The organism is Pseudomonas sp. MWU13-3659 (assembly GCF_023757525.1).
GTDB lineage: Bacteria > Pseudomonadota > Gammaproteobacteria > Pseudomonadales > Pseudomonadaceae > Aquipseudomonas > Aquipseudomonas entomophila_E.
This window is the reverse complement of the sequence record NZ_JAMSHW010000003.1, coordinates 378,717-393,483: the sequence shown is the minus strand read 5'-3', so window position 1 is coordinate 393,483 and position 14,767 is coordinate 378,717. Positions and strand designations below refer to the sequence as shown.

Sequence of the window (14,767 nt, the reverse complement as noted above, 5' to 3'; positions counted from 1 at the left end):
GGAGGTATCGGCAATGACCGCAGCGCACAGAGGTTGGCTCAACAAGGTTCCGGAAGTGACGCTGTCCTTCTGGATCATCAAGATCATGTCCACCACCGTCGGCGAGACCTTCGCCGACTTTCTCGCCGTCGACATCGGTTGGGGGTTGGGCATCACCAGTGTGGTGATGGCCCTGTTGCTGGCCGGTGCGCTGGCCATGCAACTGCGCAAGCGCGAATGCGAGCCCTGGGTTTACTGGTTGAGCGTGGTGTTGGTGAGCATCCTGGGCACCCAGATCACCGACATCCTCACCGATGTGCTGGATGTCAGCCTCTACACCAGCACGGCGGTGTTCTCCGTGCTGCTGATCGTCAACTTCGCGGTCTGGTACGCGGTGGAGCGCAACCTCTCCATTCGCCAGATCGTCACCCCGCGGCGTGAGCTGTTCTACTGGGCCACGGTACTGTGCACCTTCGCCCTGGGCACGGCCGCTGGCGACCTGGCCACCGAGGCGCTGGGCCTTGGTTTTGGCCTCGGCACGCTGATCTTCGGCGCGCTGATCGGCGGCTGCCTGCTCGCGTGGCGGCTGGGGGGCAACACGGTGCTGGTGTTCTGGGTCGCCTACGTCCTGACACGTCCGCTGGGTGCCTCGCTAGGCGACCTGCTCACCCAGTCGCGCGACTACGGTGGCCTCGGCATGGGGGCCACCTGGACCAGTGCCATGTTCCTCTGCGTCATTTTCCTCCTGGTTGGCGTGGCCCAGTTCGGTGTCGCCCAGTCCAGACGGCTTGCTCCCTGAAAACGAGGTTTACCCCATGATGTCGAATCGCATGTTGCTCACCACCCTGATGATCGCCTGTCTCGCCAGCGTGGTTGGTCTTACCCAAGGCTGCTCCAAGGCCGAGGATACGCCGCAGGTGAGCGCCGGGATCCACACTCCCAGCAAACTGGGTGATCTCGGCGCCTTTCGTGCCATCGCCCAGGACGTGGCGGCGAAGGTGCGGGCCCAGGACCTTCCGGGGGCCAAGACCCGCATCAAGGACTTGGAGAAAACCTGGGACGACGCCGAAGCGAGCATCAAGCCTCGGGCCGCCAGCGACTGGCACCTGCTGGACAAGGCCATCGACCACTCGCTCGACGCCTTGCGGGCCGGGCAGCCAAGCCAGGCTGATTGCCAGGCGGCGCTGGACGACCTGCTCAAGGTCTTCGACGCGCTGCAGGGCCCACGGCAAGGGTGAGGCTGTTGCTTCGGTGTCGTGAGGGCTATCGTTGCCTCTCAGGGCAGTGCCCCTGTAGGAGCGGCCTTGTGCCGCGAATGGGCTGCGTGGCAGCCCAAGGGTTTCAGCGTTGACTCAACGATCGCCGGGGCCGCTTTGCGGCCCTTTCGCGGCACAAGGCCGCTCCTACAGGGAGCGCGCAAGGCTTGAAGTTGACGCGGTCCCTGTGGGAGCGGCCTTGCCCGCGGAGCACGGGGTGACGGTGGGGCATTGATGCGCATGACGGGAGACACCATGCGAGTACTGCTGGTCGAGGACGACGCCATGATCGCGCAAGCGCTCCAGGCTGCACTGGAGGCGGCGGGCTACGCCGTCGACTGGGTCGACGACGGCCTGGCCGCCGAGGCGGCGCTGCGCACGCAACACTACGATCAGGTCCTGCTCGATCTCGGCCTGCCGGGGCAGGATGGCCTGCAGGTGCTGCAACGCCTGCGCGCCGCGGACAACCCGGTGCCGCTGCTCATCATCACCGCTCGTCCAGGGCTGGAAGATCGCCTGAATGGGCTTGATGGCGGCGCGGACGACTTCCTGCAGAAACCCTTCGAGATGGCCGAATTGCTTGCCAGGATGCGTGCGGTGATGCGCCGCAAAGGTGGGCGTGCGGCCCCCGAACTGGGCAATGGCACGGTCACCCTCGATCCGGCCTCGAAATGCGCGCGTGTGCAGGACCAGGATGCGGTCCAGCTGTCCAGCCGTGAATTCGCCTTGCTGCAGGCGCTTTTGGTACGCCCTGGCGCGATCCTGTCGCGTGCCGAGCTCGAAGACCGGCTCTACGGTTGGGGCAATGAAGTCGAGAGCAACGCCGTGGAGTTTCTTATCCATGGCCTGCGCCGCAAGTTGGGCAAGGACGTGATCCGCAATGTCAGGGGGTTGGGATGGATGGTCTCGAAGGGCGCGTGAGGTATTCGCTGCAAGTGCGCCTGTCACTGGCGTTGTCGCTGGCGATCCTGCTGGTGGCTGCCCTGACCGGGATCTTCAGCTATGTCTCGGCCTACGATGAGGCGCTGGAGTTCCAGGACAACAGCCTGCGCCAGGTCGCGGCCTTGTACGCTCGGCAAGGCATCACCTTCCGCTATGCCGGCAACCCGGTGACGGCGATGGAGGATGACGAGGAAACCCGCATCGTCATCCAGTTCCTGGCCGATGGCGCCCAGGCATCACATGGCGATGACAGCCGGCTGCCGCTGCCCATTCTCGCCACGGTCGCCGATGGCTTGTCGACCGTCGAGGTCGGTGGCGAGCCGTTTCGCGTCCTGGTGGTCGGCAACGCTGCCGGCGAGCGTCTGGTGGTGGCCCAGGAGATCGATAGCCGCAACCGCGACGCCCGCGAGAGCGCCTGGCGTGCGTTGCTGCCGTTCGCCATCCTCTTTCCGATCCTGTTGCTGGTGGTCGCCGACCTGATTCGTAAATTGTTCAGGCCTGTCGCGACGCTGGCGGCGACGCTCGACCGCCGTGAGGACCAGGACCTGCGGCCGATCGACGACCAGGCGCTGGCCAGCGAGATCCGCCCCTTCGTGCATGCCATCAACCGGCTGCTGGCGCGTGTCGCGCGCACGCTGGAGGGGCAGAAGCGCTTTGTCGCCGATGCCGCCCATGAGTTGCGCACCCCGCTGACGGCCTTGTCGCTGCAGGCGGAGGGGCTCGAGGCTGCCGTGACGTGCGCAGCTGCTCAGGCGCAAGTGGCGCAGTTGCGCCGTGGGATCGGCAGGAGCCGCAAGCTCGTCGAGCAGCTGCTGGCCCTGGCCGGCGCGCAGTTGGCGGTGCAGCCCTCGGGTACGGTGTCGTTGCATGAAGCCTGCCGCGCGGTGCTGGAGGACCTCATGCCGTTGGCCCAGCGCAAGCAACTCGATATCGGCGTCGAAGGGGAGGATGCACGCTTGAGCATCCGCGACATCGAGCTTCGCGCCGTGATCAGGAACCTGGTCGAAAATGCCATTCGCCATGCACCGGTCGGTGGGCAGGTTGATGTGCAGGTGGAACAGACCCCAACAGTGGTGCAACTGTGTGTGCGCGACGACGGCCCGGGCATCGACCCGATGGAGTGGGAGCGGGTGTTCGACCCGTTCTATCGTGGCCAGGGGCGTCAGGAGGAAGGCGCCGGGCTGGGCCTCTCCATCGTGCAGGGCATTGTCCAGCGTACGGGTGGCGTGATCGTCGTGGGCTTTGCCGATGCAACCCGGCAAGTGGGTTGGCGGGTGTGCCTGCGTTGGCCCAAGTGAAAGTTTCAATGGCGGCTAGCGGACGGCGCAGGGGCTGCTAGAGTCTAGGCGTTCCCAATTGTGGGAGTGGACAAGGATTGCCTGCTCATGCACCACGTTTTCAGTTGCACTCGACTTGCAGATCACCCTGCGAGGCGAGATTACCCTCTGCCCGAAGCATTCGATTCGGGCAATGACTCGAACTTCTACATGCGTAAAGGCAACCCCTGTGGGGTGCCCGGATATATTCCGCATGTTTTTTTAACGAGTTTTTCATTCGACACACCTTAAAAGGATGGCCATGCGCGTTCAAAAGAACGGAGGCGCGGGTCATGCCTGACACCATGTTTGCTTATCGCTTGCTGTTTCTCATGGTGTTCATGGCCTCGATCATGAGCTGGGTCTTTCTCTGGCTGGTCGGCTATATCCAGCATCATCCGCTGTTCCACGATCACCCGGGCAAGCCTGGCGCCGTTTCGGCATTGGGGCTTTTGCTGGTGATGGTCTGCGCACTGCTGGACTTTTTCCGGGTGGCCGAGCGCAACAGCCTGCTGTTCGTGCTGACCAGCGTGGGCCTGATCATTCCTTGGGGCATGGTGCTGATCATCAAGTGCCATGACTTGATTCGCAGTCGCAAGTTTCCATCACATAACTAGATCCAAAGCATTAATAAGTTGGGGAGCAGTAAGTTCATGAACAGGGACGCTGTAGCTGCACGCGCCGAAGTTGGCTTGAAAAAGGGCATCAATCCACTGGGCGTTATTTTATTGGTCGCCATATGGATGACGGTTGCCGTCAACTCGGTGTTCTGGTCGACCGTCTGGCGCGCCATCGACGGTTTCGACAACGGTAATCCGCTGTTCCTGATCAGCCTGCCACTGTTTGTGCTGGCCTGGCATTTCATCATTCTCTGGGCGCTGTGTTGGGGGCGGCTGCTGCGCCCCGTGCTGGTCATCTTGATCCTCGTGGCGTCCGCCGCGAGCTACTTCATCTCGCGCTACGGCATCGTCATCGACGCCTCGATGCTGACCAACGTCATCCAGACCGACCCGGCCGAGGCGCGTGACCTGCTGAGCCCCGGCCTGCTTTTTTGGCTGCTGCTGACCGGCGTGCTGCCCGCGCTGGTGGTCTGCCGCCTGCCGCTGGCCCGGCCGCGCTGGCGGCGCCAGGCCGCCTGGCGCCTGGGCAGCCTGGCGCTGGTGCTGGCCATGGTTGGGGTGATCGTGGCCACGCAGTATCAGTCCTACGCTTCGCTGTTGCGCAACAACCGGGAAGTACGCCTGATCCTGGTGCCCTCGAACGTGCTGGGCGCGGTGCACAGCTATGCCAAGCGCACCTTCGACAAGCCCGAGGCCTTCGTGCAGGTCGGCCTCGATGCGCAGCTACGGGTCGAGGCCGGCACGGGTGGCCGGCCCAAGCTGCTGGTGCTGGTGGTCGGCGAGACCGCCAGGGCCATGAACTTCTCCCTCAATGGCTATGAGCGGGCCACCAACCCCGAGCTGGCGCGCCGGCAGGTGCTCAGCTTCCGTGATGTCAGCGCCTGCGGAACCGCCACCGCCATTTCAGTGCCCTGCATGTTCCAGGACCTGGGCCGCCAGCAATGGAAAAGCCAGTACGCCGATCATCGTGAAGGGCTGCTCGACGTGCTGCAACGTGCCGGGGTCTCGGTGCTGTGGCGGGACAACAACTCCGGCTGCAAGGGGGCTTGTGACCGGGTGCCGACCGAGGACCTGTCCCATGCCGACGTCGCCCAAGTGTGCAGCAAGGGCGAGTGCTTCGACGAAGTGCTGCTGTCGGGCCTGCAGGGCTACCTCGATCAGCGCAGCGACACCACGGTCGTGGTGCTGCATATGAAGGGCAGCCACGGCCCGGCCTACTACAAGCGCTACCCGGCGGCCTTCGAACGCTTCACGCCAGTGTGCAAGGACAACCAGCTAGACCAGTGCGAAGAGCAGACCATCCGCAACGCCTATGACAACTCGGTGCTGTATTCGGACCATGTGCTGGGGCAGGTGATCGACCTGCTCAAAGGCAACGCCGCGCGTTTCGACAGCGCGATGCTGTACGTGTCGGACCACGGCGAATCGCTGGGGGAGAAGGGCGTGTTCCTGCACGGGTTGCCCTATGCCATGGCGCCCAAGGAGCAGACCCACGTGCCCATGGTGCTGTGGATGTCCCCGCAGTTGGCGGCGCGCCGTGGGCTGTCGTTGACCTGCATGGAGCAACGCACGGGGGCGGAGTTGTCCCATGACAACCTGTTCCACTCGGTGCTGGGCCTGATGGATGTGCAGACCTCGGTCTACCGTGCACAACTGGATATGTTCCAGCCTTGCCAGGCCGGGCATCTGGCGGGGGAGATGCCGGCAGTGGGGCAGGTTGCCGAGCAGTAACCCCTTGCTTTGGCACCACCTCTGTAGGAGCGGCTTTAGCCGCGATCACCCGCGAAGCGGGTGCCAGGCACCGTTTTGCCTGCATCGCGGCTAAAGCCGCTCCTACAGGAGATGTATTTATTTAAAATGAGAAAGTGTAAGTAAATATATGTAACTAAATAAGTAATCATTTCATATTTGAAACACCGTGTTACTTCGCGTAAATTTTGTAAATGTGCTGTTTTCAATAATTCGTCGTAAATAGGATTGCGCATCATTTCAAGGGTGATGGCAATCAAATGGCAGACAATGCTGAAACAACACGTCGTTATGACTCCGGTCATCTGTACACCGCGCTCGGCCTGGCCTTGGCCTCGTGCTCTGCGCCGAGCCTGGCGCAGGCATCCGAATCTGGCGAACCCCGGCCACCCTCCGTCCTGGAGCTGGACGCCACCGCTGTAAAAGGCACGCACCACGCCGACACATTCAAGGTCGACGAGCTGTCTTCGCCCAAGTTCACCGCCCCGCTTCGGGAAGTACCCAAGTCGATCACCATCATCAACGAGACCCTGATCAAGGAGCGTGGCGCCACCTCGCTGGCCGACGTCCTGCGCACCACGCCGGGCATCACCCTGGGTGCAGGGGAAGGCGGGACGCCGCTGGGCGACCGGCCCTTCATCCGTGGTTTCGAAGCCAGCACCGATATCCAGATCGATGGCTTGCGCGACCTGGGGCGCATGTCCCACGAAGCGTTCAACGTCGAGTCGGTCGAGATCGTCAAGGGCCCGGGCTCGGCCTACAGTGGCCGGGGCTCCACCGGCGGCTCGATCAACCTGGTGAGCAAGGCGGCGAAGGCCGAGGACTTCATCGCCGGCAGCGTGACCATGGGTACCGACCAGCTGTGGCGCAACACCCTGGACATCAACCAGTACCTGCCCGAGCAGGACCTGGCGTTTCGCCTGAACGCCATGAAGCACGAGGCCGACACTCCCGGCCGCGACGAGGTCGAGGTCAAGCGCTGGGGCATCGCGCCGACCATCACCTGGGGGCTGCAGGGCCCGACCCGGGTCACCGCCAGCTACTACCACCTCGAGACCGATGACATCCCCGACCAGGGCCACCCCATCTCGCTGATCCACAACAAGCCCGTGGACGTCGACCGCGACAACTTCTACGGGCTGGTCGACCGTGATTTTCGCAAGACCTCCGCCGACCTCGCGACCCTGGTGCTCGAGCATGAGTTCAGGCCTGAGCTGACCGTACGCAACACCTTGCGTGGCGGGCGCAGCATGCAGAACTACGTGATGAGCCGGCCTGTGTTCGCCAATGCCGAGCAGGAACAGAACGGCCTGGTACCGCGTGGGTTCCGGCCCCGCAACGTGGTCAACACGTCGCTGATCAACCAGACCGACCTGTTCGGCACCTTCCACACCGGCGGCATCAAGCACAGCTATTCCGCGGGCATGGAGTTCAGCCGCGAAACCACACCGACAAGGACAAGCATGCCGGCAACAACGGCCGTCCCGGCGACCTGCACAACCCCAACCCGCACGATGGCGGCTGGACCCTGCTGCCCGGGACCGGCCAGGTCACCAGCAAGTACCAGACCGACGTCAAGTCGCTGTATGTCTTTGACACGTTGGCGCTGCATGAACAGTGGGACCTGAACCTGGGGCTGCGCTACGACGACTACGAGGTGAAGAACCGCGTCGCGGGCGGGGCCGAATCGTCCAGCGAACTCTGGAACTACCAGGTGGGTATCGTATTCAAGCCGTTGCCCAACGGCAGCATCTACCTGTCCTACGGCACCTCGTCCAACCCCTCCGGCGAGAACACCCAGTCCGGTGGCGCCGACGGTGCCGGGGCGGGCAACCTCAATGGCAACAAGGCCAACCTGGATCCGGAGAAATCCCGCAGCCTGGAACTGGGCACCAAGTGGGACGTGTTCAACGAACAGCTGTCGCTGACCGCCGCGGTGTTCCGTACCGAGAAGACCAACGCCCGGGTCACCGACCCGACCACGGGCCTGGTGGCCCTGGATGGCGACCAGCGCGTCACCGGCATCGAACTGGGGGCGACCGGGCGCATCACCGACGCCTGGGCGGTCTGGGCCGGCTACACCTACCTGGACACCGAAGTGGTGAAGTCGGGTGGCGATGGCAGCAACGACGGCAACCGCGCCAAGTTCATCGCGCCGAACAGCTTCAGCTTGTGGACCTCCTACGACCTCACCGACCGCTGGACCGTGGGGGCCGGGGCCAACTACATGGACCAGCGCTACATGAACGATGCCAACACGGTCAGCATCGATGACTACTGGCGCTATGACGCAATGCTGGCCTACAAGGTCAGCAAGAACCTCGATCTGCAGCTGAACGTGCTCAACCTGACCGACGAAACCATCTACGATGCGTCCCACGTCGGGTTGTTCGCCACGGTGGCACCGGGACGCTCGGCGGAGCTGACGGCGAACTTCAGGTTCTGACCGCAGCACCTGCAACTGTCGGCCACGGTCGACTACGGATGGATGGTGGTGCCTTTTTTTGCGGGTACTGCGCTGAACCAGGGACTTGCAGCAAACCCGTAGGAGCCGGCCTTGCCGGCGAACACCCGCGAAGTGGGTGCCAGGCACCGCGGTGTCAGTTTCGCGGGGGAACCCACTCCCACAGGTACTGCGCTGAATGCTCAGGGCTTCTTGAACAGGTAGAACAGGTTCGGTTCGCTCACCACATAGAGGTTGCCGTCGCTGTCCATGGTCATGCCTTCTGGCTGCGGCGCATCGCGGTGCAGCCCGCCAATGCCGGCGCGCAAGGAACGGATACTGACGAAGCGGCCTTCGCCATCCAGCTCGGTGATGTTCTTCGACTGGTCGCTGAGCACCAGCAGGTGGCCGGTGCGCGGGTCGAAGTGGCCGTCTGAAAGGTCAGTGGCGAACACGCTGCGCTTGACCCAGTCGCGCCGGTCACTGACGGTGAGCTGCACGGGCCCGCCGTTCAACGCCGCGAGCATGCCGGTGACTTCGAACAGTTGCCGCGGGCCACGTTCCTTGATGGCATAGAGGCGGTCATGGCGGGCGTCGTAGGTCACGCCCTCGAAGCCTTTGTTGTGAAGACTCGGGTTGATGTCCAAGGTGATCCAGCTGGCCTGGTCGGCGTGGATCGGTTGAGGTGTTGCGGGCAGGGTGATCACATCCAGTCGCTGCAGCATCTCATCGCTGATGGCCAGGCGACCGTTGCCCAGGTACGCCAGCCCTTCGGTGTCCTGGAAACCCACCAGCGGATAGCGTGCCTGGATCTCGCCTTGCTTGCTCAGCTCGAGGATTTCCATGGGCGTGCCGTTGGTGATCGCCAGCAGCCGGTCGCGGTCGTAGTCGTAGGTGATACCGGAGAGGTTGTCCAGGCCTTGCTCCACCACCTTGGCGTCGATCACCACCTGGTAGGCCGGCAGCCAGATGTTCTGCCCAGGTGCCGTGTCGCCGGTCCAGCGATTGCTCAAATGGGCGTAGAGTTGCTGGGGCCAGAACGAGCGGGCGGCTTCGATGCCGATCAGGCTCAGGGCCACCAGGACGGTCACACCGCCGATCAGGAACCAGCGGTTGAGACGTTGCCACCAGCGCCAACGCTGGGTCGATAGAGTCTGGGTGGTCATTGCCGGCTGCCCTCCTTGGCGGCTTGCAGATTCCCAGGCGTGTCGGCCCAGGCGAAGTGGTAGACCTGGGCGGGTGGCGCGGCCTGGCATTGGCCGTTGTCGGCGTCGGCGCCAACCACATACCATTCATGCCGCGAGGTGTCGCCAAGCTTGCGCGCTTTGTCGGCGCTGAAGCAGCGGCCCAGTTCGGCTGCCGGGATCAGGGCAAAGGCCCTGGGGTGCTGGCGCAGCCAGTAGACGGCCGAATCCGCCACGGCCTTGCCGCTGAAGCCGAAGTGGACGATCGGCTGGCGAGCGAACAACCAATGCCCCTCGCGCCAGTTGACCAGTACCAGTTCAGCGCCACCGGTGGCCCGGGCGGCATCGGCCATCAGGGTTTCGTGGGGGTTGCGGCCGTCCTTGACGGGTTCTATGAAACCTCGGGCGAACCACAGGCAGAACCACACCATCGCAACGGCAACGAATACCTTGCGCCAGCCCGGCCGCTGCTGGAACCAGCGCTTGAGCAACCAGGGCAGCAACGGCGCGATGGCCAGCACCAGGCCCGGCAAAGCCGGGAAGATGTAGAGCTTGCGCTTGCCGCTGCTCAGGCTGAAGAACAGCAGCACCAGCGCCACCCAGCCGAGCAGCAGGAGGATGCGCCCGTCGCGCTTTTGCAGCTGCTTGCGCCAGGCTGGCACCAGCCAGGGCAGGGCCAGGATCAGGGGCAGCCAGTACTTGGGGATGACCTCGACGAAGAAGTACCAGAACGGTTCACGGTGGTCCCAGGCATTGGCATAGCGATTGGCCGTCTGGCGCAGCAGGATCTCTTTCAGATAGGCCAGCTCCGCCGCGCCACCGCCTTGGGTGATCGACACCAGCAACGGCAGCAGCCACACCGCGCAACCGACCAGCAGCCAGATGAACCCCAGGCTCCAGCGCCAGCCCTGGCCGGGCATGGCCACGACCCCGCGCCAGCCCCGGCGCACGGCCCAGGCGTAGGGCAGCAGCATCAGCGCCGGGACGAAGCCCACGCCCTTGCTGATGATGCCCAGCCCCATGGCCGTGCAGGCCAGGTAGAACCAGCCCCAGGCTGGCCCCAGCAGCAAATGGCGGACCATGCCGTAGAAACCCAGCGCCACCCACAGGCAGAGGAAGCTGTCGATCTGCCCGGTGCGCAGGATGCTGTAGGTCTGGTAGGTGGCCAGGAACAGCAGCGCGGCAATGCGCCCGACCCGCCGGTTCCACAGGCGCCGGCCGAGGTCGTGCAGGACCAGGGTGATGGTCGCCGCCGACAGCAGCCCAGGCAGGTACAGGGCGACCTTGGGCAGGCCGGTCAGGGCTGTGAATAGGGCCACGGTCCACATGAACAGCGGCGGCTTGTCGCCGTAGATTTCCGCGGCCCGGTGCGGGATGAACCAGTTGCCGTTTTGCAGCATTTCCAGGGCGACGCCGAGAAAGCGCTCTTCATCGACGTTCATCGGCTGGCGCCAGCCGATACCGGCACCGATCAGCAACAACGCGAGGGCGACCAGCGCCAGCCGCTCGGCGCCGAGGGTCTTGAGACGTGGCAAGGGCTATTCCTTCTGCTCTTTGTAGCGGGCGATCAGCTGCAGGTTGCGCAGGTAGACGAGGATGCCGAAGGCCTGGCCGAGGATGAACACCGGGTCCTGGCGGTAGATGGCGTAGATCAGCAGCAGCGCGCTACCGAGCATGCTCAGGTACCAGAAGCCCACCGGGATCACGCTGCGGCGCTTGAACTCGCTGTACAGCCACTGCAGCACGAAGCGGCCGGTGAACACGGCCTGGCCGGCGAAGCCGACGATCAGCCAGAGGGTTTCGCGGGTCATCCTTCGAACTCCTGTGGGCGGGCGTCCAGGCGGGTGCGGCGGATCAGCCACCAGACCCCGAACAGGTCGAGAATGCCGACCAGCGCGCGGTCGAGGTTGCCGTACTTGGAGATGCCGGCATGGCGTGGCCGGTGGTTGACCGGGTGCACCAGCATGCGGCCGTTGTGGCGCAGGATCAGCGCCGGGATGAAGCGGTGCATGTGGTCGAAGTAGGGCAGGCCGACGAAGGCCGCGCGCTCGATCAGCTTCAGGCCGCAGCCGGTGTCGGGGGTAGCGTCCTTGAGCAGGCGGCTGCGCAGGCCGTTGGCGAAGCGCGAGGCCCAGCGCTTGCTGGCCGTGTCGCGGCGGTTGACCCGGTGCCCGGCCACCAGCTTGATGCCTTCGCTGCCGCGTGCCAGCGCGAGCATGCCGGGGATGTCCGCCGGGTCGTTCTGGCCATCACCATCCAGGGTCGCCAACCAACGGCCATGGGCAGCCTGGGCGGCATGCCAGATCGACGTGCTCTGGCCCAGGGAGCGCTCGTGGCGCAGGATGCGCAGCTGCTGGAAGCCCTCGGTCTTCAACTGTTGCAGCATGGCCAGGGTCTGGTCGCTGCTGCCGTCGTCGACCACCAGCACTTCATAGCGCTCATTCGCCAGTGCAGTACGGATTTCCGCCAGCAGCGAGGGCAGGTTGTCGACCTCGTTCTTCGCGGGGATCAGTACCGACAGGTCAAGGGGTTCGGTCATTCAGGCTTCCTGTTTCGTTGTTGTGGTTGCGCGGCGGCTACCGGTGTAGAAATCCCGGTACCAGCCGACGAATGCCCGCACACCCTGTTCCAGCGAGGTGCTCGGGGAAAAATCGATCCAGCGCGCCAGCGACGACACATCGGCCCAGGTCTGGTGCACGTCACCCGGCTGGAACGGCAGGAAGTTGCGCTGTGCCTTGATGCCCAGGGCGTCCTCCAGGCATTCGACGAAGCTCAGCAGCTCGACCGGTTCGCCGCGGCCGATGTTGAACAGCTGGCAAGGTGGCTGCCCTTCGCCGGCCAGGGGCGGTTTGACGCGCAGGCGGTGGATGCTTTCGATGATGTCGTCGATGTAGGTGAAGTCGCGGCCCATCCGGCCATGGTTGTAGAGGTCGATCGGCCGGCCTTCGAGCATGGCCTGGGTGAACTTGAACAGCGCCATGTCGGGGCGGCCCCAGGGGCCATACACGGTGAAGAAGCGCAGGCCGGTCATGGGGATCTGGTACAGGTGCGCGTAACTGTGGGCCATCAGTTCGTTGGCGCGCTTGCTCGCGGCATACAGCGAGACCGGCTGCTCCACCGGGTCTTCGACGCTGAACGGCAGCTTGGCGTTGGCGCCGTAGACCGAGCTGCTGGAGGCGTAGACCAGGTGGCGGGGGCGATGCTGGCGGCAGGCCTCGAGCACGTTGAGAAAACCCACCAGGTTCGACTGGCCGTACACGCCAGGGTTGTCCAGCGAATAGCGCACGCCGGCCTGGGCGGCCAGGTGGATCACCTCGGTGAAATCGTGCGCGGCGAACAGCCGCAGCAGCGCGTCCTGGTCGGCGATGTCGAGGGGCACGAAGCGAAAGTTCGGCCATTGCGCCAGCTGTTTCAGGCGCGCGTGCTTGAGCTCGACGCTGTAGTAGGCGTTGAGGTTGTCGATGCCCACCACCTCCAGCCCTTCGTGGCACAGGCGCTGGGCCAGGTGGTAGCCGATGAAACCGGCGGCGCCGGTGATCAGTACGGGCATGGCGGCTGCACCTGGCCACGGCCGATGCCGTAGTACGTGAGGCCCGCGGCGGCCATGTGCTCGGGCTCGAACAGGTTGCGGCCGTCGAACACCACCCGGTCGGCCAGCAGATGCGGCACCTGGTCCAGGTTGAGCACCCGGTAGTCCTGCCATTCGGTGACGATCACCAGGGCGTCGGCGCCCTCCAGCGCGTCGTCCTTGCAGTGCACCAGGCGCAGGTCGGCGCGCTCGCCGTAGTGCCGCTGGATTTCCGCCATGGCCTGGGGGTCGTGGGCCTGGATCCTCGCGCCCGCGGCCCACAGGGCTTCGATCAGCACGCGACTGGAGGCTTCGCGGATGTCATTGGTGTTGGGCTTGAAGGCCAGGCCCCAGAGCGCGAAGACCTTGCCTTGCACACCCTCGGGGTAGTGCCGGGCAATCTTGTCGAACAGGCGGTTCTTCTGCCGCTCGTTGACCGACTCCACCGCGCGCAGCAGGTGCGGTTCGAAGCCTTCGGCCTCGGCGCACTTGCGCAGGGCCTGCAGGTCCTTGGGGAAGCACGAGCCGCCGAAGCCGCAGCCGGGGTAGATGAAGTCGTAGCCGATGCGCGGGTCCGAGCCGATGCCACGGCGCACCATCTCGATATCGGCACCCACATGCTCGGCCAGGTTGGCGATCTCGTTGATGAAGGAAATCTTGGTCGCCAGCATGCAGTTGGCGGCGTACTTGGTCAGCTCGGCACTGCGCGCGTCCATGACCATGAGCTTTTCGCGGTTGCGGCTGAACGGCAGGTAGAGTTCGCGCAACAGTTCCACCTCGGCCGGCCCGGCGCCGCCGATGATGATGCGCTCGGGGCGCATGAAGTCGTCGACGGCCGAACCTTCCTTGAGGAATTCCGGGTTGCTGAGTACCTGGAAACCACGGTTGTCGGCCACGCGCTGGGCGATATGCGCCTTGATGCGATCGACCGTGCCGACCGGCGAGGTGGATTTATTGACGATTATCCTCGAGCCGTCGGCGTGCGCCACGATGCTGTCGACCACCGCGAACACATGGCGCAAGTCGGCGCTGCCATCGGCGAGCGGCGGGGTGCCGACGGCGATGAACAGCAAAGAGGCATGGTTGCCGGCCCGCCTGGCATCGGTGGTGAAGGTGAGCCGGCCGCATTCGAGGTTCTTCTCCAGCATGGCCGCCAGGCCCGGCTCGAAGATCGGGCAGTGCCCTTGGCTCAAGGCGGCGACCCGCTCGGCGTCGACATCCATGCACATGACCGAGTGCCCCACCTGGGCCAGGCACACCGCTTGGGTGAGGCCTACATAACCGGTACCGAAAACCGTCACCTTCATCTAGCAGCTCCATGATCGAATCTGGGCAGGTAATGACCAATGCCGCGCAGGGCTGTGCTGACGTGCAGAGCCTCGGCTTACAAGCTGTAAAAAAATGTCACAACGTTGTTTAAGTTTTGTTAATCAAGCTGTCATCCAGCCCATGGCAACGCCCGTCCTGGGCGACGCGAGCAGGGGCCTTGCGCAAAGTGAGAAGGCGCTGAGTGTTGCCCAGCTGAGCAGCAGGCAACGGAATACCAATCCAAAGTGCACACATCTCTCCTTGACGTGGATGACTTCAGGGGGCGGTGACAACGATGATCCGACAAACAATCCCTATGCGGAATCGAGGCTGGGCAAAGGAAGAACAATGGATCGCTGTTTGATCGCAGGCCCTTGAACAGGCGGTCTCAGGGCACGCCTA

12 protein-coding genes and 1 pseudogene are annotated in these 14,767 nt (G+C 64.2%); 7 read left to right on the top strand and 6 right to left on the bottom strand.

Annotation, left to right across the window (positions count from 1 at the left end; all coding sequences use genetic code 11):
* Nucleotides 1–13 precede the first annotated feature (13 nt).
* The 7 genes and pseudogenes from NGM28_RS06655 (at nucleotide 14) to NGM28_RS06625 (ending at nucleotide 8,308) form a co-directional block, all read left to right on the top strand.
* A complete protein-coding gene (locus NGM28_RS06655; protein ID WP_252089283.1) occupies nucleotides 14–778 on the top strand; it encodes a COG4705 family protein in 765 nt (254 codons plus the stop codon).
* A 16-nt stretch (nucleotides 779–794) separates the two neighbouring features.
* Nucleotides 795–1,217 (top strand): hypothetical protein, encoded by a 423-nt coding sequence (locus tag NGM28_RS06650; protein WP_252089282.1) that lies wholly within the window; start codon nucleotides 795–797, stop codon nucleotides 1,215–1,217.
* A 273-nt stretch (nucleotides 1,218–1,490) separates the two neighbouring features.
* Nucleotides 1,491–2,156 (top strand): response regulator, encoded by a 666-nt coding sequence (locus tag NGM28_RS06645; RefSeq protein ID WP_240064414.1) that lies wholly within the window; start codon nucleotides 1,491–1,493, stop codon nucleotides 2,154–2,156.
* Complete coding sequence (locus NGM28_RS06640) at nucleotides 2,132–3,475, top strand: ATP-binding protein (RefSeq protein ID WP_252089281.1); 1,344 nt, start codon at nucleotides 2,132–2,134, stop codon at nucleotides 3,473–3,475. Before NGM28_RS06645 ends, NGM28_RS06640 begins: the two co-directional genes overlap by 25 nt.
* 311 nt (nucleotides 3,476–3,786) lie before the next feature.
* Nucleotides 3,787–4,110 (top strand): hypothetical protein, encoded by a 324-nt coding sequence (locus NGM28_RS06635; RefSeq protein ID WP_252089280.1) that lies wholly within the window; start codon nucleotides 3,787–3,789, stop codon nucleotides 4,108–4,110.
* A 36-nt stretch (nucleotides 4,111–4,146) separates the two neighbouring features.
* On the top strand, nucleotides 4,147–5,844 hold the full coding sequence (locus NGM28_RS06630; RefSeq protein WP_286088924.1) for a phosphoethanolamine transferase: 1,698 nt from the start codon (nucleotides 4,147–4,149) through the stop codon (nucleotides 5,842–5,844).
* A 278-nt stretch (nucleotides 5,845–6,122) separates the two neighbouring features.
* A pseudogene (locus tag NGM28_RS06625) lies at nucleotides 6,123–8,308 on the top strand (TonB-dependent receptor).
* 200 nt (nucleotides 8,309–8,508) lie between these two features.
* Here the strand turns inward: NGM28_RS06625 and NGM28_RS06620 are convergent.
* From NGM28_RS06620 to NGM28_RS06595, 6 genes are read right to left on the bottom strand one after another with little or no spacing between them, the layout of a single operon-like run.
* Nucleotides 8,509–9,471: an SdiA-regulated domain-containing protein gene (locus NGM28_RS06620; protein ID WP_252089279.1), complete on the bottom strand. Its 963-nt coding sequence runs from the start codon at nucleotides 9,469–9,471 to the stop codon at nucleotides 8,509–8,511.
* Complete coding sequence (locus NGM28_RS06615) at nucleotides 9,468–11,024, bottom strand: ArnT family glycosyltransferase (RefSeq protein ID WP_252089278.1); 1,557 nt, start codon at nucleotides 11,022–11,024, stop codon at nucleotides 9,468–9,470. The genes NGM28_RS06620 and NGM28_RS06615 overlap by 4 nt, the downstream gene beginning before the upstream one ends.
* Nucleotides 11,025–11,027: 3 nt before the next feature.
* Nucleotides 11,028–11,300, bottom strand: coding sequence for a lipid-A-disaccharide synthase N-terminal domain-containing protein (locus NGM28_RS06610; RefSeq protein WP_240064421.1), 273 nt, complete (start codon nucleotides 11,298–11,300; stop codon nucleotides 11,028–11,030).
* Nucleotides 11,297–12,028, bottom strand: coding sequence for a glycosyltransferase (locus NGM28_RS06605; RefSeq protein ID WP_252089277.1), 732 nt, complete (start codon nucleotides 12,026–12,028; stop codon nucleotides 11,297–11,299). Before NGM28_RS06605 ends, NGM28_RS06610 begins: the two co-directional genes overlap by 4 nt.
* Entirely contained in the window at nucleotides 12,029–13,039 is a 1,011-nt protein-coding gene (locus NGM28_RS06600; protein ID WP_240064423.1) for an NAD-dependent epimerase, read from the bottom strand. It abuts the gene before it with no gap.
* Complete coding sequence (locus NGM28_RS06595) at nucleotides 13,027–14,364, bottom strand: UDP-glucose dehydrogenase family protein (protein ID WP_252089275.1); 1,338 nt, start codon at nucleotides 14,362–14,364, stop codon at nucleotides 13,027–13,029. The genes NGM28_RS06600 and NGM28_RS06595 overlap by 13 nt, the downstream gene beginning before the upstream one ends.
* Nucleotides 14,365–14,767 lie beyond the last annotated feature (403 nt).